Origin of the sequence: Stenotrophomonas sp. (assembly GCF_050737075.1) — a bacterium.
Classification (GTDB): Bacteria; Pseudomonadota; Gammaproteobacteria; order Xanthomonadales; family Xanthomonadaceae; genus Stenotrophomonas.
Map to the genome: position 1 here is coordinate 1 of NZ_JBOHXV010000083.1, position 21192 is coordinate 21192.

Genomic DNA, 21192 nt, shown 5'->3' on the forward strand with positions numbered 1-21192 from the left:
GGCATGCCCCGGCGTTTTGCGTTCTGCGTTTTGGTTTTGCCTGGTTGCCGGCCAACGGCCGGCGCTACCGCTCAGCGGCGGGACGCTTCGCTTTGCTCGCGGGCCTTGCGGAACTCTGAACCCTCTTCCCAATGCGGCCAGTGGCGGCTGTTGGCCAGCTCGGCGCCCAGGTCGTAGACCAGCAGGGTGTCGGCGGCGTGGCCGGCCGGGTCCCAGCTCGGGGTCCAGGCATCGCAGGCCTGGTGGTAGCAGTCGGCGAAGTACTTCTCGCGCAGCGCCTTGCCGGCGGCGACACCACCCTCCAGCTTGTCCAGCCCCGGCCCGATGGTGATCGCCGGCACGCCCAGGCGGGCGAAGGCGAAGTGGTCGGCGCGGTAGAAGAAGCCCGCTTCCAGGTTCGGATCCGGGCTGTAGCTGCGCCCACGCGCCTTGGCCACGCGCTCCAGGTCGCCTTCCAGCGAGACGCGGCCCTTGCCCCACGAGGCGATGTCGCGGGTGGCGCCGTCCGGGCTGAACATCTCGATGTTGATCACCGCAGCAGTCTTGTCCAGCGGCGCCAGCGGGTGCGCGGCGTAGTAGCTGGCACCCAGCAGGCCCTTCTCTTCGGCGGTGAGCGCGACGAAGTACAGCGTGCGCTGCGGCTGCGGACCGGCGGCGAACACCCGGCCCAGCTCCAGCACGGTGGCCACGCCGGTGGCGTTGTCGATGGCGCCACGACGGATGCGGTCGCCCTTGGCGTCCGGCTGGCCGATGCCGAAGGCATCCCAGTGCGCGGAGAAGATCACCGCCTCATCGCCATGCTCGCCGCCGGGCAGCTTGGCCACCACGTTGCGGGTGACCACCTGCTCGCGCTTGAGCTTGAACTGCGCCGACAGCTTCGCATCGCCCAGCACCACCGGCTGGAACGCCGGGGTCATGGCCTTGCGCTTCTCGGCCTCGAAATCCAGGCCGGCATCGCGGAACAGCTGCTCGGCCACGCTGCGCTGCAGCCAGCCGCGCACCGGCACGTGCTGGGCCAGCGCCTGCTCCTGCGTGCGCTCGATATCGAACAGCGGCGAGGTGCCCGAGCTCTTCACCGTGGCCCAGCCGTAGGCGGCCGGCGCGGTTTCATGCACGATCAACACGCCCTGCGCGCCGCGGCGGGCGGCCTCTTCGAACTTGTAGGTCCAGCGGCCGTAGTAGGTCACGGCCTTGCCATCGAAGGCACCGGGGCGGTCGGCCTCGAAATCGGCGTCGTTGATCAGCACCACGGCGATCTTGCCGTGCAGGTCCACGTCCTTGTAATCATTCCACTGGCGCTCGGGTGCATCGATGCCGTAGCCGATGAACACCAGCGGCGCGTCCTTGATGTTCACCGCCGCCTGCGGACGCAGGCTCTGCAGGGTCACGTCCTCGCCGTTGACCAGCGTGCGGGTCTTGCCGTTCTGGCGCAGCGTCGCGGCCACCGGGCCGTCGACCTGGGCACGCACCATCGGCACCGGCTGCACCCAGCTGCCGTCCACGCCACCGGGCTGCAGGCCGGACTTGCGGAATTCCTCGATCAGGTACTGCACCGTGCGCTCTTCTCCGGGCGACGCCGGGGCGCGGCCTTCGAACTCGTCCGAGGCCAGGATGCGCACATGCCGTGACAGCGCTTCAGGATCGATGCCGCCGCCGGGCAGATCATTGGCCGCGTGGGCCAGGCCGCCCACGAACAGACAGGACGACAACAGCAGCATGCGCATCGGATTCACGGCAGGTACCAGAAAAAAACGGAATGCCAGAGTGTAACGTGACACTCCGGTTACCGTGCAGGCCCTGCGTGCGCGCTCAGCGGCGGTCGCGGTCCAGCCAGCAGGCCAGGCCCTGCGCATTGAGCTCGATATCCATCGCCAGCACCTGCGCCACCGCCGCATCGTCGAGCGGGCAGCCATGCGCCTGCGCGCGCTCCTGGTACAGCACGGTGAGTGCGGCCACCAGGCAGCGGTGGCGGTCGGGGCGTTCGTCGCATTGGCGGCCGATCTCCACCATCGCGTCGATCTGCTCGACCAGATCGGCCGCCAGTGCCGGAATGTTCTCCACCCGCCCGTAATGGGTGAGGTACACCGCCTGCGGTTGCAGGGCGACCAGCCGCGCGATGGACTGCTTCAGCGGCTCAGGATCGAACTGCACCGGCGAGGAAGTGGGAATGATGAAGGCACCGCGCGCACTGTCGAGCTCGCGGTAGGACAGGCCGAAGGTATCGCCGGTGAACGCGCTGCGGCTGCGTTCATCCCACACGCACAGGTGGTGGCGCGCATGCCCGGGCGTGTCCAGGCACAGCAGGCTGCGCCCGGCCAGGTCCACGCGGTGGCCGTCTTCGGCAATCACCACGCGTGCCGCCGGCACCGGCAGGATCGGGCCGTAGCTGCGCGCGATCTCGGCCGCGCCGTACACCTCGGTGGCGCCGGCGATGAGCCGGGTGGGGTCGATCATGTGCGGGGCGCCGCGCGGGTGCACCACCAGCGTGGCGTTGGGCAGCTGCTGCATCAGCAGGCCGGCGCCGCCGGCATGGTCCAGGTGCACGTGGGTGAGCACCAGCCAATCCACCTGCTCCGGCGTGCAGCCCGCACGCGTCAGCGCGGCCAACATCGCGGGAACGGCCAGGCCGGTGCCGCAGTCGATGAAGGCGGCGCGGCCCTGTTCGACGATCAGGTAGGCCGCATCGAAGTCGCTGCGCTGGAACGCGGTATCGATGGTGAAAATGCTGGGGTCGGAGGACATCGGCTCATCCCTGGCGGTAATCGGTGCGTCTCGACCATGGGTCGATACACCTCGATTCTAGGCCCGTTACCCCAACGACTTCGATGCGGCTTTGGTCGCACGCTGCGCCAGCCAGGCGCCACGCAGCAGCAGCGCGGCCACCATCACGGCCAGGAATGCGCCGTAGGCGTACAGCACCGCCAGCACCTGGCGCCAGATCGGGCCGGCATCGCTCTGCACCACGCCGATGTGGTGGCCCCACAGCATCGCGAGGATGCTCAGCACCAAGGCCAGCAGCAGCGCGGCGGCGTCGAACAGGCGCCGCGCGGTGTCGCGCGGTTGCCGCGGGAACAGCCAGTACAGGGTGCCCAGCAGCACGAACCAGGGCAGGAACAACAACAACGACAACCAGGCCATCGTGTTTCCTCCGTTGACGTTCCCATCGACCAACGGTCGATGGCTACCGTTATTCGCGCAGTTCCTGCAGTGCGGCCAACACCACATCCACTTCCGCTTCCAGCTTGAACAGCTCGCTCTGCAGGCCGTCGCCGTGCTCGGTCTGCTTGAGCACGCCGATCAGCTGGCCCGAATCGCGCGGCGAATCGAACGCCTCGCTCTGGATCAGCAGCGTGCCGTCACCGGCCAGCAGCTTGAAGTAGAAACGGCCATCCTTCTCGCGGTACTGCTTGAACAGCGGCGGTGCAGCGCGCGCCACGCCACCTTCTTCGGCGGCGATGTCGCCGGCCGTGGACAGGTCGCGCAGGCCCACCGCATGACGCAGCTCCTTCAGCAGCGGCACGGCGTACTGCTCGCGCAGCTGCTGGCCGCGACGGCGCAGCAGCGCCTCGATCTTCTCCGGCTCGGCCATCAGCGCGTCATAGCGCTCGCGCAGCGGGGTCAGCTCTGCATCGATACGCTCGAACAGCTGCTGCTTGGCATCGCCCCAGCTGATGCCGTCGGCGAACGCCTGTGCGAACGCGGCGGTCTGCTCGGCGCTGGCGAAGGCCTGGTACATCTGGAACAGGGCCGAGCCTTCGGTGCTCTTGGGCTCGCCCGGGGCACGCGAATCGGTGAGGATCGAGGACACCAGCTTCTTCAGCTCCGCGCGCGGGGCGAACAGCGGAATGGTGTTCTGGTAGCTCTTGCTCATCTTGCGGCCGTCCAGGCCGGCCAGGGTAGCCACCTGCTCGTCGATCACCACCTCGGGCAACGGGAAGTACTCCTTGCCGTACACGTGGTTGAAGCGCTGGGCGAAATCGCGCGCCATTTCGATGTGCTGGATCTGGTCGCGGCCCACCGGCACGCGGTTGGCCTTGAAGATCAAAATGTCGGCGGCCATCAGCACCGGATACATGAACAGCCCGGCGCTGATGCCAGCGTCCTCGTCCAGCTGCTCCTCGCGGTTCTTGTCCACCGCCGCCTTGTAGGCATGGGCACGGTTGAGGATGCCCTTGCTGGCGATGGCGGTCAGGAACCACATCAGCTCGGTGGTTTCGGGAATGTCGCTCTGCCGGTAGAACCAGACCTTGTCCGGGTTCAAGCCGCACGCCAGCCAGCTGGCGGCGATCTCCAGGGTCGAGCGCTGGGTCCGCTCCGGCTCCTGCGCCTTGATCAGGCTGTGCAGGTCGGCCAAGAAGAAGAAGCTCTCGATGTCGGACGCCTGGCTGGCCGCAATGGCCGGACGGATGGCGCCCACGTAGTTGCCCAGGTGGGGCGTGCCGGAGGGGGTGATGCCGGTAAGAACGCGGGTGGTCATGTGGGAATCATTACGGACAGTTGAACGCCCCCAGTTTACCTGCCCGCGCGCAACCCCGTTGCCCGGGCCTGCGCGTTGAAGATATTACCCAACCGCAAAGGCCCCGCCATGAAACGCCTGACCCTGCCCCTGCTTGCCGTGCTGGCCCTGTGTGGCTTCAAGCCGGTGGTCCCGCCCCGGGCCGATCCCGGCCCGGTCACGCTGAGCCTGATCGAGCGCGACCAGCGCCTGGAACTGCCCAGCTACCTGCACCGCGGCCAGTACTGGGTGGCCGGCCGCCAGGGCCAGCCCTACGCCGTGCGCCTGCGCAACAACAGCCCCGAGCGGGTGCTGGTGGTGCTCTCGGTGGATGGCCTCAACGTGATCAGTGGCGAAGTGGCCGCGCCGGACCAGACCGGCTACGTGCTAGACCCGTGGCAGAGCGCGGACATCACCGGCTGGCGCAAATCCCGCCAGGAAGTGGCGCAGTTCGTGTTCACCGACCCCGGCAACAGCTATGCCGACCGTACCGGCCGCCCGGCCAACATCGGGGTGATCGGTATTGCGGTGTTCAACGAGGCACCGCGCTATGTGGTGCCGACCCCGCGCGCACCGCCGGTTGCGCGGGCCCAGACCAAGGCACAGCCGCAGGCCGCCGCCGAAGTGGCGGACCGCGCGCTGGCATCGGTGGAAACCACCGGTTCGCGGATCCGCGAGCCGTCCCCGGCACCGGCGCTGGGCACCGGCCATGGCCAGCGCGAGGCGTCGTATTCGGGCAGCACCACCTTCGAGCGCGCCAGCCGCCTGCCGGCCCAGCGCTTCGACCTGCGCTACGACAGCGAGCGCAACCTGGTGGCGCGCGGCATCATTCCCGCCCGTTACCCGCGCGGTGAGCGCACGCCGCAGGCGTTCCCGGAGGGCTTCGTGCCCGACCCGCCCGGCTACGGCGGGCGCTGATCGCGTACGAACGAAAACGGGCCGCAATGCGGCCCGTTACGGTTTCATACCCTCGTTGCGGCCCGTGCGGCCGCCCTGCCACCGCCGGGGTGTCAGTGATAGTCCGGATAATCCTTGCGCATGGAGGCTTCGAAGTCCTTGACCTCGGTTTCAGCGCGGTCGCGCGCCCAGCCATAGCGTTCCTGCAGGCGGCCCGCCAGGTACTCGGCATTGCCCTCGGCCACCTTGAAATCATCGTCGGTCAGGTCGCCCCACTTTGCCTGCGCCTTGCCCTTGAGCTGTGTCCACTTGCCGGAAATGATGTCTTTGTTCATGGGTTCGCGTCCTTGGTTGCAACGGCACCTTCGCCGCACCTGCAGAGTGCCGCAGCGGGTGTTCGGCGGCGGTCAAGCGTGGATGAAGCGCATGCTCACGTCGTTGAATGGCGGGACGTTGGATCGCGCATGAAAAATCGCGCATAAAAAAACGCCGGGAGATTCCCGGCGTTTCTTCATTGCCCATCAATGCGGGCCGACGTGGTGCGGCCCGCGTCGTTGGATCAATTGCCCTTGGCGGCGTCTTCAACCTTCTCGCCCGCCTTCTGCACATCCTTGCCGGCACCGGCAACGGTGTTGCAGCCGGACAGCATGCCCAGCGAGAACATCGACAGCAACATCAGTGCAATTACACGCTTCATGGGATTCTCCTGTTTGATTCAATTCAACGTCGTTACCGAAATCCGGACCCACCTGTCAGACGAGTACGACGCTGCGCAATGACACGCTTCATCGATGGCTCCTCTTCCTGATCGCGGTGACGTCCTGGCCGTTGCCGGCACTGCCGCCGCGTGAGATGCAATCTGGCGGCTACGGCGTGCAATCGATGTGAACGCGCCCCGTGGCTGTTCAGCCACGCGCAGGAAAACCCTTGGAACGCGCTCAATCGCGCATCAGGGTGGACTTCCCGAACAGGCTCTCGACCAGGTCCACCGCCAGCTCGGCGGTCGCGTTGCGGGTGTCGATCAGCGGATTGAGCTCCACGATGTCCAGCGAGCCCATCCGCCCGGTGTCGGCGATCATCTCCATCACCAGCTGGGCCTCGCGGTAGTTGACCCCACCCGGTACGGTGGTGCCCACGCCCGGGGCGATGCTGGGATCGAGGAAGTCCACGTCGAAGCTGACGTGCAGGTGGGTGTTCTCGTCGATGCCCTCCAGCGCCGCCTCCACCGCGCGCTTCATGCCGGCCTCGTCGATGTAGCGCATGTCGTAGACATCCACCTTGTGCTGCTTGATCAGGCGCTTCTCTTCCTGGTCCACCGAACGGATGCCGATCTGGCGCACCTGCTGCGGGCAGATCGCCGGGGAATCGCCGCCCAGCCGGGTCAGTGCGTCCGGGCCGAGGCCGCACAGGCAGGCCACGGGCATGCCGTGCACATTACCGGACGGGGTGACCTCGCTGGTGTTGAAGTCCGAGTGCGCGTCCAGCCACAGCACGCGCAGGCTGCGCCCCTGTTCTCGGCACCAGCGCGCCACGGCGGTGATCGAGCCGATGCCCAGGCAATGGTCGCCGCCCAGCATGATCGGCATCCGGCCGTCCTGCAGTTCGGCATACGTGGCGTCCATCAGCGCGCGGTTCCAGGCCACCACTTCGTCCAGGTGCCGGTAGCCCTGCTCGGGCGGGGTCCACGGGTTGCGCGGGCCGTCCAGATTGCCGCAGTCGCGCACGTCCACGCCGCGCGCCACCAGCGCCTCGGCAAGCCCGGCAATACGCAGGGCTTCCGGGCCCAGGCCGGCGCCACGGTGACCGGCACCGATGTCGGTCGGCACGCCGATCAGGGACACCGCAGGTTGACGCTTGCTCATGCTGACTCCACACACACGGAAAATCCGACCAGTCTAGTGATCTGGCCGCCAAACAACTCGCGGCGACGCAACAGCGGGTGCCCGCGAGCTGACCCACGGCGGCGCTGACTGACCCGCCGCGTCGCATCCCGCCCACCCCGGAAACCCTTACGTGTCAATGCTTTGACGCTCACGCAAGGAACACTGCGGTTCATCTTACGTTAGCCGTGAAGTCAAAATTTACGTGCTACATTTCACACTTCTTCGCAGTACTGATTGACTAACCCGCGCAGGGTTGGTCCGTGTTTTGTCGTGTTTCAGGGGGCAGTACGTGCAGCGCAGCAGCATCCACCAGATCGTCCGCAATGCCAATGGCGAGAGCCAGCCGGCCCGGCAGTTGTATGACACCGCCGCCATCGAACAGGCCTTCCAGCATGCGCGCGAACGCGAGCGCGGGCTGAGCCTGTTGATGTTGTCCACCGCGGATGGCCGCGCCGTGGCCGAGGACTCCACGCTGGACGTGGATGGCCGCCGCCTGGCCGCCATGGCCAATTCATTCCTCACGCTGGGCGAGACCGTCTCGCGCGAGTTGGCGCTGAGCGAAGCCGACTACGCCACCATCTGCACCAAGCTCGGCAACGTGGTGCTGATCCGCATCCAGGCCGACAAGCCGCTGACCCTGACGGCCGTTGCCGGTCACGAGGTCAACATGGCCGTGCTGCTGTTCCATGCGCGCGAATGCGCCACCCGCCTCGATACCGTGCTGCGCCCGCGCGCGGCCTGAGCCTTCTTCGATTTCGTTGTGCCCTTCCGGCAGGCCCTTGGCCTGCTCTCCCACTGCCTGAAGTAAAAAGGATTTACGTGCCCAATCTCAATCTGGAAAAGCTCAATTCGCTCGCCGGTTTCGTCGGCGCCGCCCTGGTCGACGGTGACAGCGGCATGGCCCTGGCCATGGTCGGCGGTGGCAACATCAACCTGGAACTGGCCGCAGCGGGCAATACCGAAGTCGTGCGCGCCAAGCGCCGCGTGGCCGAGCAGCTGGGCCTGTCGGACACGCTGGAAGACCTGCTGATCACCCTGACCACGCAGTACCACCTGATCCGCCCGCTGGAAAGCAACCCGCTGCTGTTCCTGTACGTGGTGATGGACCGCGCCAAGGCCAACCTGGCCATGTCGCGCCATGAACTGAAGGCCTTCGAGAAGACCCTGGACTTCAGCTGATCGCAGGCAAAGCCGCCATGCCGTGCCCCTGACGGGGTGCGGTGTGGTGGCTGCTTCGGTTTGGCGGTACACCCCCATGAATACCCCCACCCGCTCCTTCCGCATTTCCGCCATCGGGCTGGACGTGCTGCACCAGACCCGCCTGAAACTGGCCGCCTCGATGCTGCTCGCCGAGCGCATGGACGTGGTGCTGCAGCCCTGGTCCGGTGACGCCTGCGACCTGCTGGTGATCGGCTTGGATCACGCCGATGCGTCCAGGGCGCTCAGCGAAGCCAACGCCGCCAACGTGCCGACCCTGTCGATCGCGCGTCGCTATGCCGACCCCGCACCGGGCCGGCTGCCGCACGGCGCCACCGTGCGCGACATCAACGAACAGCTCTCGAGCCTGCTGCTGGCCGCGCCCAGCGTGGACCGCCCGGCACAGGGCGTGCCGTTGCTGCTGCAGTTGGCCTCGGCCCCGTCTGCCGGTGCCACCCTGCACCTGCTGCAACGCGGTGCAATCACGCTGCTGGTGGATACCGCCGCGCGCAGCATTGCGCTGGCGCCGTCGACGCCACTGTCGGAGGTCGTCGCGCAACTGGACGATGTGGCCTGGTCGGCCACGCCCATCGACGCGCCCACGTTCCAGCATCAATACGCCTACCGGTTGCCGCAGCGCCACTCGTTCGAGGCGCTGTATTTCTGCATTGCGCGCTATCGGCCGGAGCTGCTGCCGGCGCCCGCCGAGCATGCCCCGATGAAGCTGCGCCATTGGCCGGACCTCAATCCCGACGATGTGCCCAGCACCTGGCTGCTGGCCATTGCCTGCCTGCACGCACGCCCGTGGCAGCCCAACGCACTGGCGGCGGCTTGCCAGATGCCGCGCAACACGGTGCAATCCCTCTTCTGTGCTGCTGTTGCCAGTGGCCTCGCACTGACCCAGGAGCCTGCCGTGTCCCCAACTTCCCGCCGCCGCGACACCGGTGATTCGCGCTTCTTTTCGTGGGTCGCCCGCCGCTTCGGCCTGAACCTGTTCCAGGGGAGCCCGTCATGAGCCTGCCTGCCAACAAACTGGTCTTCGTCGGCAGCATGGGCGCCGGCAAGACCACGGCGGTACGCGCGATCTCGGACGTGGAACCGGTCAGCACCGAAATGCCGATGAGCGAAGACGCCATGGGTGACAAGGTGGAGACCACGGTGGCGCTGGACTACAGCTCGATCGAACTCGACGACGGCGAGCTGCTGCACGTGTACGGCGTACCCGGCCAGCGCTACCTGGACTTCATGTGGCCGATGGTCTGCGAAGGCGCACTGGGCGTGATCGTGCTGGTCAGTGCCGGCCATCCCGAGCCGGTGGCGTCCACGGTGGAACTGCTGCAGGAGTTCTCACGCATCGCGCCGGAAGCCAGCCTTGCGGTAGGCGTAACCCGTACCGACGAGTACCCGGCGCTACTGATTCCGGACTTCCGCAACGCGCTGTTCGACGCCGGCCACCGCTTGCCGGTGATGCGCGTGGATGCGCGTTCGGCTACACAGGTGACGTTCCTGGTGAAGTCGCTGTTGTCGTATCGGTACGCCGAAACCAACTGACACCGTGCCGCGCCACGTACAGCGGCGCGGCGTTGTCGGAACTCAACCGCCGGACAACAACCGGCGTGCCAATCGTTCGCTGCCCGTCAGCTCGGCCAGGTGGTTCAGCTGGTTGTTTTCATAGGCCTGATTGAACGTGGCCACGTCCAGCGCGAGCACCTTGCGGAACGCACTGACGGTGGCTTCGCCGTGGGCCGCGGCCAGTCGCTCGCCGTGCTTGCCTATCACCGCCAGCATGGCCAGCGGGTAGCGGATGGGCAAGCCGATGCGCACGTGTACGTCGCCGATGGCCAAGCGCTTGTTGGCGTAGGCGTCGTCGTAGTTGCCGCAGAACAGCTCGGCAAACCAGCTCGCCAGCGTGGCAGCCAAGCGGTCACGGTCGGTGATGAACTCACTGGTCAGCGGATTGCTCAGGAGCGCCTCGTAGAACTCCTCGACCATCTTCGGCGCAGCGTCCCGTGCGGCCGGCTGGACACGCTTCAGCAGCTCGCAGTCCGCGTCGGTAATGCCCAGGATTCCACGCAGTTCGCGCGTGATGTCGGCCCCTTTGACGGCCCAACTCTGTCGATCTTCATGCATGTGCGTGGCCTCTTCAGAGAATGTCGCAGAGGCGGGCGATCGCATCGGCGGCTTCCAGCTCAATCAAGCCGATGGCAAGGTCCGACGGTGCTACCAGGGCAAGGCACGCCTTGTCACCAATCATGTAGATGAATACCCGTCCCTCGCTTGCGGTCAGCTGGGTACCGCGCAGCACGCCAGTGGACAGGGTCTCGGTGATGCGCCGCCCCACACCCAAGGCCGTGGCGGCCATGGCGGCCACGCGCGGGGATTGGATGTTGGGGTCGGTAACGGATTGGGCGACGGGCATCCCATCCAGCGTGCACAGGAAGCTGCCCTTCAGGCCGCCCAGCGCCCGGGTCAGGCTGTCGAGTTCGATCTGCAGCTGTTCTTGCTTGCTCATGGTGGATCCTTCAACGGTTGGGTTAGGAGACTCGGGAGGGGGCGCGAACGCCTCAGATGCGTTTCAACAATGTCTGCAGGGTGTAGCGCGCGCTCGCTGCATTGCCTGGATGCACGGCAATCACCTGCTGCTCGGGCAGATCGAAATAGGCCGCCACCTCGGCAACATCCCACCCGTTGGTCGCCACGTCCGTGCGGGTCAGCCCGAGGATGAACTCCAGCGGATGTCGGCTCACGACATGCTCCAGAATCCGTTTTGCATGCGGAAACTCATGAGGTGCATCGCAGGGCACCAGCAGGATCAGGCCCATTGCACCTTCACTCAGCACATCCCACATGTAGTCGAAGCGGGTCTGCCCGGGCGTGCCGAACAGATGCAACACGTGGTCGCCCAGATTCATCTGCCCGAAGTCGAGGGCGACGGTCGTGTGCGTCTTGCCGATCTCCTCGGTACTTTTCTCCTCGGTACTGACCACCTCGACCTGCGAGATCGTCCGGATGAAGGTGGTTTTACCGGCGCCCACGGGCCCGGATACAACGAATTTGATCGGGGTCATTTTGAGAACAGGTCGAGGATGCGCCGCCCCATTGAGCGGCGCTGTTCGCGTTCGTCGGCACCCAACTGCTCGACGTGGGCCTGCATCGGCCAGACTTTCTTGACCTCCCGCAGGCGTTGCAGCTGGGTTCGCACCGCGTTCAATGGAATGCCCAGCGTTTCACTCAATTGCTCGGCACTGGCGCCTGCGGCCAACTGACCCTCGGCCGCCGCCAGGAACTGGGCCAGTTCGTCGGGCAGCTGGACTTGGCGCCCTTTGATGAGCAGGAAGAGGGTTTTCGCATGCGGCAGATCGCGCTCGCGCACGACCGTGGCCGCCAATGCGCCGACGACATCGCTCAGCTGGAGCCTGAGGTTCTGTGTGGTGTCGACGTCGCTGGTTTCGAACTGAAACTGCCCACTGCCCTGCCCGAACACCTGCAGAATGCGGTGCGCTTCGATCTGCGTGCCCACGCTGCGTTCCAGCGACAGGTGCGTCACACTGGACTCGGACACGTGTACGCGCAGCACCTGCCCATCCTGGGCATCGACGGTCAAGATCCCGCGCTTGCCGCGGATCACCTTCAATATGTCGCCCAGCGAAAAATCGCCCAGGCTGCCATGGATCGCCACGTGTACAGGTACTCCCTGAGCGTTGGAGGCGGTCGCGGGGAACACCCCGCCCGTCGGGCACCGGTGCTGACGCCGGCAAGTTGCTCGAGTATGCGAGCCGGTGTTTGGGCCGGAATATCAGCCGGACCTTAAAACCGCGCTCGGGGCGGTGCATCGGGCGCATTTTGCAATGTTATGCAGTGCACGAAAAAGGCCTGCACGGTGGCAGGCCTTCTGGATTCCAGCGCTCTGAGCGGTAGGCTCGAGAGATGGTGCCGCTTGTCCGAATCGAACGGACGACCTACTGATTACAAATCAGTTGCTCTACCGACTGAGCTAAAGCGGCACGGAGTGAAGCAGGCGTGGGCAGGGCCATCGCCTGGCGCGATTCTAACGCAAGCCCGCGCATTCCAGCGAGCGTTGCTGGGCGGCACCGGTGCGTTGGCGGGCTGCGCTGGGGCTGGCGGTGCCGGAAAGGGCCGCATCCACCCACCATTGCGCGCTGCCTTCGCTGCCGCCGACCAGGCGGGCGCTGAAGCCGGCGGCGCTCAGGGCGGCCATGCGGCGCTCGGCGCCTTCGCGGTTGCGGTATTGGCCCAGGGCAATCGCGTTGGCGTCATCGCCCTGGCCCATGATGTAGTAATCGCTGATGCCGGCGGCGGCAATGCGCTTGACCATGGCCTGCGCCTCTTCGCGGCTGGCGGCGGCCGGCATCATCACGCGGTAGGTGCTGCTGGCACCGGGCTTGGGCACTTCACGCAGCCGCGAGCGCTGGACCAGGCCGCCGGCCTTGCCTTGGGCAGCCATGGCGGTGTCGCGATCGGCGAAGGGGCCGAGGCTGATGCATTGGAGGGGCGCGGTGGGTGTGGGCGCCGCGGGTGTCTCGGACGGCCGGGCAGAGCCCGGCGCTACGGCGACAGGCGCGGGTGCGACGGGTTTGGCCGGTTCCGGGGTGGTGGCTGCCGTGGGCTTGGGCGGCTCCGGCGTGGCGTCGGTCAACGCTGGGGTGTTGGCGGCCGGCGCAGCGTCGGCGGCAGCCGGGGCCGCTGGCGTGGGTGCCGGTGCAATGGCGGGGGTGTCGAGCAACTGCAGCCTGGCCACGCCGGTGGGTGGCGCGGGCGGCGGCGCAGCGGCGGGTTCGCCGCGCAGCATCCACCACAGCGCAACACCCACGTTGAGGATGGCCAGTACAACGATCAAAGCACGAGTAAGCATGCGGCGATCCTACCGCGAGGCCGGCGGCTGATGCACCGCCCAGCGCGCGAGGCCGTCGAGCACCAGCGCCGGCTGGAACTGCGCATCGCCCAGCAACGGCATCAGCGCCGGTGCGCCGCCACCATGCACCAGCAGCGCGGGCGCGCTGCCCAGCACGGCAGCGGCCTGCACGCGGCTGCGTTCGATCAGCGCCACGGCCGCGCCGTCGCACCCCGAGGCGAGCGCGTCGGCGGTGTCGTTGGCGAATTCGCTGTAGTCGCCGCCCTGCGCGGGCAGCTGCACGGCGCGCGCATGCAGGGCCTCGCGCATGGTGGTCGGCGAGGCGGCGATACGCCCGCCGTGATGCTGGCCGTCGGCATCGAGCAGGTCGATGGTGAGCGCAGTGCCAACGCCGGCCACGACCACGGCTTCGCGGCGTTCAGCAGCGGCGATCAACACGAGGTAACGGTCTACGCCGAACTTCGACGGGTCTGCGTAGGCAATGCGCACGCCCGCGCAACGGGCTTCTGTTTTTGCCACACGCACGTGGGCGAAGCGCGCGCGCAGCACGTCGAGCATGCTGGCGGTGAGTGCCGCGGCCGCCACGCTGGCCACATAGGCCGTATCGCCGCCGGGCAGCTGTGCCAGCGCATCGGCCGGCATCGCTTCGGCGCCATGCGGCCACGCCTGCACATCACCCGCGCGGTTGCCCTGCAGCGGCGCGAACTTGAAACGCGAATTCCCCAGATCGAACAACCAGTCGCTCATTGCGCCCTCACACTGATTTCCCCGGCATGGAACACCCGTTCGCTGCCGTCGATGCGCACGCGCAGCGCGCCATCGTCGGCCAGCCCCAACGCCTGCCCTTCATGCATCACGCCGCCATCGTCCACGCGCACGCTGCGCCCGGCCAGGCTGTCCAGCGCGGCGTAGCGCGACAGGAACGGGGCCAGGCCATCGCGCTCGAATTCGTCCAGCGCCGGCAGCAGCGCCGCCAGCACCCACGTCACTACCTCGTTGCGCTCGATGTCGTTACCCAACAGCGTGGCCAGGTCGGTCCACGGCTGGGTGATCCCGGCGGCAAACGCGGCCGGCATGCGTACGTTGATGCCCAGCCCGATCACCGCGCGCGCCGGGCCGGCGAACTCGCCGCCGCCCTCAACCAGCAGGCCGCCGAGCTTGTGCCCGTCCACCACGATGTCATTCGGCCATTTCAGCCCGACCTGGGCGACACCATGGGCACGCAGCGCCTCGGCCACCGCCACGCCCGCGACCAGGCTCAGCCCGCCCAGCCGCGACAGCCCGCCGGCAAACCCACGCAGCACCGACACGTACACGTGCGCGGCCAGCGGCGATGCCCAGGCCCGCCCGCGCCGGCCGCGGCCGCCGGTCTGGCGCTCGGCCAGCAGCACCCGCGCGCCGCGCTCGGGCGCGCTGCACCGCAACAATTCTGTATTGGTGGAACCGACCGTCCAGGCCACCTCCAGGGTGTCCAGCAGGGGCGTCAGCGCGGGCGGCAGCCGGGCGGTGATGGACTCGGCATCGAGCAGGTCCAGGTGCTGCTGCAACTGGTAGCCATCGCCGGCGCGGCCATCGATTTCGATACCGGCCGCCCTAAGTCCTTGAATTCGTTTCCATATTGCGGCGCGGGTCTGGCCCAGCTCACGGGCCAGCGCGTCGCCGGACAGTCGCCCGGCGCCCAGTTTGGCCAGCAGTTGGCGGTCGTCCACGGCAGCTTCCATCGGTTGATCGGCAAAATTATGCGGGAAAGCGCCGGGCCGCGCCCGCCGGGGGCTTCCAATCGAGGGATTGAATCGAGCTAGAATCGAAGATTGACCCCCCTTGCCCTGGATGTCGTCGATGCGCCCGTTAGCCCATTGCCTGCTCCTGTTGATGGCCCCCATGGCCGCGCACGCTTCCGATGCGCCGACCAGTTCGGGCCGGGGCGGCTGCGTCTATTCGGCCACCGAAAGCGAGCGCGCGGCGCCGGCGGCCACGCCGACCACCACGGCCCCGTCCACGGTCAAGCCCAGCGCCACGGCGCCGGGCAGCTCCGGCGGTGGCGGCGACGATGATGTGTTGCCGCGCCTGCGTGCGCCGAAGTGGCACAGCTTCCTGCCGGGCATGTTCCGCTGATCCAGTCGTTGTTGCGCTGGCTGCGGTCGTCACCGCGCCCCATTCCCGATACCGCCTGGCAACGCACCTGCCAGCGCACCGCGTGGCTGCGTGGCTTGCCGCCCGAACGCCTGCAGCGCCTGCGCGGTCTGGCGGCGGCGTTCCTGCACGAGAAGACCATTACGCCGATCGGCGGGCTGCAGCTCGGCGACGACGACGCGGTGTTGATCGCCGCCCTGTGCTGCCTGCCGCTGCTTGAACTGGGCGAGGTCGGTTTGCGCGGCTGGTCGCAGGTGCTGGTGTACCCCGAAGGTTTCATCGTGCCGCAGAGCGTGATGGACGAAGACGGGGTGCTGCACGAGTGGGAAGAAGAAGCGATCGGGCAGGTTTCGCACAACGGGCCGTTGCTGTTGTCCTGGCACGACGTGCAGGCCGAGCTGAAGCATCCGCACGAAGGCGCCTGCGTGGTGGTGCATGAGATGGCGCACCGCATCGACGTGCTGGATGGCGTACTCGATGGCACCCCGCCGCTGCCGCGTGCGTGGCAGCAGCAGTGGGCCGCCGATTTCCAGCAGGCATTCGATGCCCTGTGCGCGCAGGTGGATGCCGGGGTGGAAACGGTGATCGACCCGTATGCGGCCGAAGCACCCGATGAGTTCTTTGCGGTGGCGACGGAGTATCACTTCTCCGCACCGGATCTGCTGGAGCAGGAGATGCCGGTGGTGGCCGGGCATCTGCGGCGCTTTTATGGGGCGCCGCCTGCGTTTTAGCGGCATACCGACCAAGGGTGGTATGCCGCTGTAGTGCCGACTGTTAGTCGGCAACCTACCTCATCACGGCCCCGGCGGCAGCTTCACTTCAAACCGCGCGCCGCCCAGTTCGGGCGAGCGGCTGACCTGCAGTTCGCCGCGGTAGTCCTTGATGAGGTCCTGCACGATCGACAGGCCGATACCGTGGCCCTGCACGCGCTCGTCGCCACGCACGCCACGCTGCAGGACCTTGGCGATGTCCTCCGGCGCGATGCCCGGGCCATCATCATCCACCGAGAGCACCAGGCCGGCACGGCGCATGCCCGGCGCGGCGAGCGGCTTGGCGGTAAGCAGCACGCGGCGGTTGGCCCACTTGAAGGCGTTCTCCAGCAGGTTGCCGAGCAGCTCCTGCAGGTCGCCCGGCTCACCATGGAAGCGGGCGGCGGCATCGATATCGAATTCGCACAGCACGCCCTTGCCGGCGTACACCTTCTCCAACCCGCGCACGATCTCTTCGGCGTTGGATTCGATCGGCAACGGGGCGGAGAAGAGCTTGTGGCCTGACGATGCAGCGCGCGCCAACTGGTAGGACACCAGGTTGTTCATGCGCCGCAACTGCACATCGAATTCCTCGCGCAGGTCCTGGTCATGGGCACCGCTGTCGAGCTGCGTGCGCAGTACCGCCAGAGGCGTTTTCAGGCTGTGCGCAAGGTCGGCCAGGGTGTTGCGCTGGCGCTCGAGATTCTCGCGCTCGCTTTCGATGAAGGCGTTGATGCTGTCGGTCAGCGGCTCCAGCTCGCGCGGGTGGCGCTCGCTCATGCGCTCGGTCTCGCCGCGCTGCACCTTGGTCAGCTCGGTGATCACCCGCCGCATCGGGCGCAGGCTCCACTGCAGGATGACGGTCTGCAGCAACAGCAGGATCAGGCCGGCGCCACCCATCCAGAACCACACCCGGCCACGGAACACGCGCAGCTGCGCGCCAAGCGCGCGCGAGTCTTCCATCACGTAGATGGTGTAGGGGAATTCAGTGGCGGGATCGGCATCTGCGTCCCACACCAGGCCCAGGCCATAGCGGTACACCGAACCCTGGCTGCCGTCGATCTGCACCATCGGCAGTGGACCTTCGAAGACTTCCTGGCGCGGCGCCAGCATGCCGCCGCCCACGGTGGGCAGCATCGGGCCTTCGGCCGACATGGAGTTGCCCTTTCCGTCCGGCATGACGACCTGCAGGTACAGGCCGCTACCTGGGACGTCGAAGCGCGGGTCCGGTGGCTGCTCGCGGATGTACAGCGACCGGTCGCGGGTGAAGTCGATGCCGGCCGCATAAGCGGTGGCATAGTTCTTCAACCGCTCACGCAGGTTGGCACGCGCCGTGTCGGCGAACGCGGCATCCAGCGCGTAGCCTGCAATCGCCAGGAAGGCGAGCAGGCTCACACTGGCGGCCAGCAGCTGGCGCGCCTGCAGGGAGCGCGGCCGCCAGCGTCTAAAGAACAACAGACGGCCTGACATCATCCAATCGCCGGAGTGCGGCTCAGCCCTCGTTGCGCGGGATCGCGAAACGATAGCCGCGGCCACGCACGGTTTCGATCGGCTTGAGTTCGCCGTCCGGATCCAGCTTCTTGCGCAGGCGGCCGATGAACACTTCCAGCACATTCGAGTCGCGGTCGAAATCCTGCTGATAGATGTGCTCGGTGAGGTCGGCCTTGGAGACCAGTTCACCGGCATGCATCATCAGGTATTCCAGCACCTTGTACTCGTAGCTGGTGAGGTCCACGTTGCTGCCGGCGACGCTGACCGTCTGCGCGGCAAGATCCAGTGCGACCGGACCGCATTCGAGCGTCGGCTTGCTCCAGCCCGCGGCGCGGCGCAACAGCGCGTTGACGCGTGCCAGCAGCTCTTCGACATGGAACGGCTTGACGAGATAGTCGTCGGCGCCCTGCTTGAGCCCCTCGACCTTGTCCTGCCAGCTCGAACGGGCCGTGAGGATGAGCACCGGGAATTTCTTGCCCTCGTTGCGCAGCTCCCTGATCAGTTCCATGCCCGACATCTTGGGCAGGCCCAGATCAATGATGCCAACGTCGAACGGCACTTCCCGGCCCATGTACAGACCTTCCTCACCGTCCTGTGCTGCGTCGACGGCATAGCCTTCGCGCTTGAGCCGGGCTGCAAGGGTTTCCCGCAGCGGGGCTTCGTCTTCGACCAGAAGGATACGCATGAACTCTCCCTAGTGTCCTGGGTGTGGCCGTGTAGGCCAGTGGCTAACAGATGACTGCGGACAACTATCCCCGTTCAGGGGTTATCGCCGCGTAGTGATGACATATCCGAACGCGGCGTGCGGGGCTGTGAACGTGCGGGGGCAGGATCGTCCATATAGCGGACACGCCCCCGGTCATCCATGTATTTCACGCGGTTGATGTCCCGACCGTCGTACGGGACCCGTTCTGCGCCGAGGATGTGTCCACCGGTGGTCCGCTGGACCCGGCGCACGGCGTCGGACAGCGAGCGTTCCTGGGGGGCAGCACTACGGGTGGCCCGCACCATCGCTTCGGCCCGGGCCGGTTCCGGCTGGGGGGCCTGCGCGCCGGCACTGCCGATGGCAGCAACGGCACCGCTCGCCAGCAGGGCGGCAACGGCAATACGGCGGTGGCGGGTCACGGAGAACATCGGGTCTGATCCTAGCGGAGCGCGTCAAAACGTTCAAAAGTTGTGAATCGGCAACCGCCAGCCAGGGCCGGCGCTTTACGAATCTTTTGCAAATTCTTGGTTTTACGCAGTGAATCCGGTCTGAACTTTTCTGACCGCCGCCTCGCTTCGTTCATCTAGGTGAACATTGACGGCTACTTCTGCCGCGATGTCAAGCGTCAACTGTGACGGGCCTCACGCTGCGACGCGTTCTGCCTGGTCGCGAGTGATGGTGAGCGCCTGCTCGATCAGGCCCCAATCGGCGCCTGGACGGTGGGCGCCCTCGCTGAGCACCTGGCGGAATGCGCGGCCACCCGGCTGCCCGTGGAACAGGCCCAGCAGGTGGCGGGTGATGTGTTTGAGGGCGAGCCCACGCGCCAGCTGGGCCTCGATGTACGGGCGCATGGCACGCAGCAGGGCCTCGCGTGGTTGCAGCGCAGCACCGGTTTGCGCGGCCTCCAGCTGATGCAGCACGTAGGGGTCGTGATAGGCCGCGCGGCCCAGCATCACCCCGTCCAGGGCGGGCAGCTGCGCCTGCGCGGCGTCCACGCTGGCAAGGCCGCCGTTGAGCACGATCTGCAGCTGCGGGCGGTCGGCCTTGAGCTGGTGCGCCCAGTCGTAGCGCAGCGCCGGCACTTCCCGGTTTTCCTTGGGCGACAACCCCTTCAACCACGCGTTGCGGGCGTGCACGATGAACATCGCACTGCCGGCGTTAGCCGATTGATCGACGAAGTTGACGAAGGTTTCGTAGTCGTTGTCTTCATCCACGCCCAGGCGGCACTTCACCGTGACCGGGATGTCGACCGCCGCGACCATCGCCGCCACGCACTCGGCCACCAGGGCCGGTTCGCGCATCAGGCAGGCACCGAAGCGCCCGGCCTGCACCCGGTCGGAGGGGCAGCCGCAGTTGAGGTTGACCTCGTCATAGCCCCAGTCCTGGGCGATGCGGGCGGCCTGGGCCAGCAAGGCCGGATCGCTGCCGCCCAGCTGCAGCGCAAGCGGGTGCTCGCTGCCGTCGTAGCCCAGCAGGCGCTCGCGGTGGCCGTGGATCACGGCGTTGGCGTGCACCATCTCCGTGTACAGCCGCGCGCCCGGGGCCAGCAACCGGTGGAACACGCGGCAATGGCGGTCCGTCCAGTCCATCATCGGGGCGACGGACAGGCGCAGGGAGGCGGCGTAGCGCTCTTTTTCAGCGCTAATCACTGTATTTTCGGCTTCTTCATGGCTTTGCATTGTCGGTAATTTTAGCGCGTTTTCGGGCGTTTTTGAGGCTCTAGTGCTACATTGAATGCTACATATGGGATGCCGTAGCACTAATGGGAACGATCACCAGCAGACGTCGCAAAGACGGGTCTACAGGGTACACAGCGCAGATACGACTCAAGCGCGATGGGCAGCTCGTCCATAGCGAGTCTGAAACCTTCAGCACCAAGGTTTTGGCCAAGGAGTGGATCACCCGCCGAGAGGCTGGCCTGCAACTCCAGCGGGCCCGGGGTGAACCACTGGGCACGCGGATGACCTGGAGCGAGCTGATCGGATGGTATGAGCTTCGGGAGCGCCAAGGGGAAGAATGGGGGCGATCCAAGAAAGCAGACCTGGCCAGGCTCAAGATGGCCAGTTTAAGGGATCGCCGGGCCGATAGCCTGACTCGTCAGGACTTCATTCACTACATCGAGGGTCGGCGCGCCGAGGGTGCGGGCCCTGCTACGGCGGCAAATGACCTGATCTGGCTCCGCACGGTGTTCAAGACCGCCACAGCCGTCCTTGGGGTTCCCACCCCCCTCCATGCCTTGGATGAGGCGGCAAGCTTTCTTCGGGGGGAGCGGATCACTGCGAAATCGCGCCAGAGACAACGGCGGCTTTTAAAGGCGGAGGAGCAAGATCTCATCACCCACTTCACTGTGCGCGATGAACGCGCTGATATCCCCATGGTAGACATCATGAGGTTCGCCCTGGCTACGGCTAGGCGCCAAGAAGAGATCACGCGACTGCGGTGGGAAGACCTGAATCGTGAGCGCGGGACAGCGCTTCTGCGTGACGTGAAGCACCCTCGGCTTAAGAGAGGAAATCATAAGGTCTTCAAACTTTCATCAGCCGCGTGGGAAGTCATCAACGGGAGGAATGGCGCGACAGAAAGCCCCTTGATATTCCCCTACAACTCCAAGTCAATTGGAGCAGCCTTCACCCGCGCTGTGCACGTGCTCGGCATACAGGACCTTCGATTTCATGACTTGCGCCATGAAGCAACATCCCGTTTGTTTGAACGTGGCTACAGCATTCAGGAGGTTGCCCAGTTCACACTTCATGAGTCTTGGGCAACAT

Annotated in this window: 26 protein-coding genes and 1 tRNA gene; 8 read left to right on the plus strand and 19 right to left on the minus strand. The window is 66.5% G+C overall.

The window, feature by feature from the left end; genetic code table 11:
- Positions 1-71: 71 nt before the first annotated feature.
- The 4 genes from ACREPD_RS17180 to ACREPD_RS17195 form a co-directional block, all read right to left on the minus strand.
- Positions 72-1724 (minus strand): M28 family metallopeptidase, encoded by a 1653-nt coding sequence (locus tag ACREPD_RS17180; RefSeq protein WP_431600473.1) that lies wholly within the window; start codon positions 1722-1724, stop codon positions 72-74.
- An 85-nt stretch (positions 1725-1809) separates the two neighbouring features.
- Entirely contained in the window at positions 1810-2742 is a 933-nt protein-coding gene (locus ACREPD_RS17185) for an MBL fold metallo-hydrolase (protein ID WP_431600451.1), read from the minus strand.
- A 66-nt stretch (positions 2743-2808) separates the two neighbouring features.
- A complete protein-coding gene (locus tag ACREPD_RS17190; RefSeq protein ID WP_431600452.1) occupies positions 2809-3138 on the minus strand; it encodes a hypothetical protein in 330 nt (109 codons plus the stop codon).
- A 49-nt stretch (positions 3139-3187) separates the two neighbouring features.
- Positions 3188-4477: a tryptophan--tRNA ligase gene (locus ACREPD_RS17195; protein ID WP_431600453.1), complete on the minus strand. Its 1290-nt coding sequence runs from the start codon at positions 4475-4477 to the stop codon at positions 3188-3190.
- 108 nt (positions 4478-4585) lie between these two features.
- On the opposite strand from ACREPD_RS17195, the gene ACREPD_RS17200 reads away from it, so the two are divergent.
- Entirely contained in the window at positions 4586-5413 is an 828-nt protein-coding gene (locus tag ACREPD_RS17200; protein ID WP_431600454.1) for a hypothetical protein, read from the plus strand.
- Positions 5414-5505: 92 nt separating this feature from the next.
- Here ACREPD_RS17200 and ACREPD_RS17205 read toward each other — a convergent pair whose 3' ends face one another.
- The 3 genes from ACREPD_RS17205 to rocF all read right to left on the minus strand — a co-directional run bounded on the left by ACREPD_RS17205 (position 5506) and on the right by rocF (position 7254).
- Complete coding sequence (locus ACREPD_RS17205; protein ID WP_421570000.1) at positions 5506-5727, minus strand: CsbD family protein; 222 nt, start codon at positions 5725-5727, stop codon at positions 5506-5508.
- A gap of 224 nt (positions 5728-5951) precedes the next feature.
- Positions 5952-6089: an entericidin A/B family lipoprotein gene (locus ACREPD_RS17210; protein ID WP_431600455.1), complete on the minus strand. Its 138-nt coding sequence runs from the start codon at positions 6087-6089 to the stop codon at positions 5952-5954.
- 241 nt (positions 6090-6330) lie between these two features.
- Positions 6331-7254, minus strand: coding sequence for an arginase (gene rocF / locus ACREPD_RS17215; RefSeq protein WP_421570002.1), 924 nt, complete (start codon positions 7252-7254; stop codon positions 6331-6333).
- Between the two features lie 310 nt (positions 7255-7564).
- Between rocF and ACREPD_RS17220 the strand changes: the two genes are divergently transcribed.
- The 4 genes from ACREPD_RS17220 to ACREPD_RS17235 all read left to right on the plus strand — a co-directional run bounded on the left by ACREPD_RS17220 (position 7565) and on the right by ACREPD_RS17235 (position 10023).
- On the plus strand, positions 7565-8017 hold the full coding sequence (locus ACREPD_RS17220; protein ID WP_431600456.1) for a roadblock/LC7 domain-containing protein: 453 nt from the start codon (positions 7565-7567) through the stop codon (positions 8015-8017).
- Between the two features lie 77 nt (positions 8018-8094).
- On the plus strand, positions 8095-8454 hold the full coding sequence (locus tag ACREPD_RS17225) for a roadblock/LC7 domain-containing protein (RefSeq protein ID WP_392924482.1): 360 nt from the start codon (positions 8095-8097) through the stop codon (positions 8452-8454).
- A 76-nt stretch (positions 8455-8530) separates the two neighbouring features.
- Positions 8531-9487, plus strand: coding sequence for a hypothetical protein (locus tag ACREPD_RS17230; RefSeq protein ID WP_431600457.1), 957 nt, complete (start codon positions 8531-8533; stop codon positions 9485-9487).
- Positions 9484-10023 (plus strand): GTP-binding protein, encoded by a 540-nt coding sequence (locus ACREPD_RS17235; protein ID WP_431600458.1) that lies wholly within the window; start codon positions 9484-9486, stop codon positions 10021-10023. Before ACREPD_RS17230 ends, ACREPD_RS17235 begins: the two co-directional genes overlap by 4 nt.
- 42 nt (positions 10024-10065) lie before the next feature.
- Here the strand turns inward: ACREPD_RS17235 and ACREPD_RS17240 are convergent, their stop codons facing one another.
- The 8 genes from ACREPD_RS17240 to birA form a co-directional block, all read right to left on the minus strand.
- On the minus strand, positions 10066-10602 hold the full coding sequence (locus tag ACREPD_RS17240; protein ID WP_431600459.1) for a protoglobin domain-containing protein: 537 nt from the start codon (positions 10600-10602) through the stop codon (positions 10066-10068).
- Positions 10603-10615: 13 nt separating this feature from the next.
- Entirely contained in the window at positions 10616-10984 is a 369-nt protein-coding gene (locus ACREPD_RS17245; protein ID WP_431600460.1) for a roadblock/LC7 domain-containing protein, read from the minus strand.
- Positions 10985-11036: 52 nt separating this feature from the next.
- Positions 11037-11540: a GTP-binding protein gene (locus tag ACREPD_RS17250; protein ID WP_431600461.1), complete on the minus strand. Its 504-nt coding sequence runs from the start codon at positions 11538-11540 to the stop codon at positions 11037-11039.
- Positions 11537-12151, minus strand: a complete 615-nt coding sequence (locus ACREPD_RS17255; RefSeq protein WP_431600462.1) for a DUF4388 domain-containing protein — start codon at positions 12149-12151, stop codon at positions 11537-11539. Before ACREPD_RS17255 ends, ACREPD_RS17250 begins: the two co-directional genes overlap by 4 nt.
- Positions 12152-12400: 249 nt before the next feature.
- A tRNA-Thr gene (locus ACREPD_RS17260) sits at positions 12401-12476 on the minus strand.
- A gap of 44 nt (positions 12477-12520) precedes the next feature.
- Positions 12521-13345: an SPOR domain-containing protein gene (locus tag ACREPD_RS17265; RefSeq protein WP_431600463.1), complete on the minus strand. Its 825-nt coding sequence runs from the start codon at positions 13343-13345 to the stop codon at positions 12521-12523.
- A gap of 9 nt (positions 13346-13354) precedes the next feature.
- A complete protein-coding gene (locus ACREPD_RS17270; protein ID WP_431600464.1) occupies positions 13355-14092 on the minus strand; it encodes a type III pantothenate kinase in 738 nt (245 codons plus the stop codon).
- Complete coding sequence (gene birA / locus ACREPD_RS17275; protein ID WP_431600465.1) at positions 14089-15054, minus strand: bifunctional biotin--[acetyl-CoA-carboxylase] ligase/biotin operon repressor BirA; 966 nt, start codon at positions 15052-15054, stop codon at positions 14089-14091. The genes ACREPD_RS17270 and birA overlap by 4 nt, the downstream gene beginning before the upstream one ends.
- Before the next feature lie 172 nt (positions 15055-15226).
- Between birA and ACREPD_RS17280 the strand changes: the two genes are divergently transcribed.
- Together ACREPD_RS17280 and ACREPD_RS17285 are read left to right on the plus strand one after the other, a co-directional pair.
- Positions 15227-15460, plus strand: coding sequence for a hypothetical protein (locus tag ACREPD_RS17280; protein WP_431600466.1), 234 nt, complete (start codon positions 15227-15229; stop codon positions 15458-15460).
- Positions 15427-16209 (plus strand): zinc-dependent peptidase, encoded by a 783-nt coding sequence (locus ACREPD_RS17285; RefSeq protein ID WP_431600467.1) that lies wholly within the window; start codon positions 15427-15429, stop codon positions 16207-16209. Before ACREPD_RS17280 ends, ACREPD_RS17285 begins: the two co-directional genes overlap by 34 nt.
- Before the next feature lie 63 nt (positions 16210-16272).
- Here ACREPD_RS17285 and ACREPD_RS17290 read toward each other — a convergent pair whose 3' ends face one another.
- From ACREPD_RS17290 to dusA, 4 genes are all read right to left on the minus strand, one after another.
- The gene (locus tag ACREPD_RS17290) at positions 16273-17697 is read right to left on the minus strand and encodes an ATP-binding protein (RefSeq protein WP_431600468.1); all 1425 of its coding nucleotides are present in this window, start codon (positions 17695-17697) and stop codon (positions 16273-16275) included.
- 22 nt (positions 17698-17719) lie between these two features.
- Complete coding sequence (locus tag ACREPD_RS17295; protein WP_431600469.1) at positions 17720-18403, minus strand: response regulator transcription factor; 684 nt, start codon at positions 18401-18403, stop codon at positions 17720-17722.
- Between the two features lie 74 nt (positions 18404-18477).
- On the minus strand, positions 18478-18852 hold the full coding sequence (locus ACREPD_RS17300) for a hypothetical protein (protein WP_431600470.1): 375 nt from the start codon (positions 18850-18852) through the stop codon (positions 18478-18480).
- Between the two features lie 213 nt (positions 18853-19065).
- Complete coding sequence (gene dusA, locus ACREPD_RS17305) at positions 19066-20103, minus strand: tRNA dihydrouridine(20/20a) synthase DusA (RefSeq protein WP_431600471.1); 1038 nt, start codon at positions 20101-20103, stop codon at positions 19066-19068.
- A gap of 83 nt (positions 20104-20186) precedes the next feature.
- Here dusA and ACREPD_RS17310 point away from each other — a divergent pair.
- A partial coding sequence (locus tag ACREPD_RS17310; protein ID WP_431600472.1) for a tyrosine-type recombinase/integrase occupies positions 20187-21192 on the plus strand: 1006 nt, incomplete at its 3' end.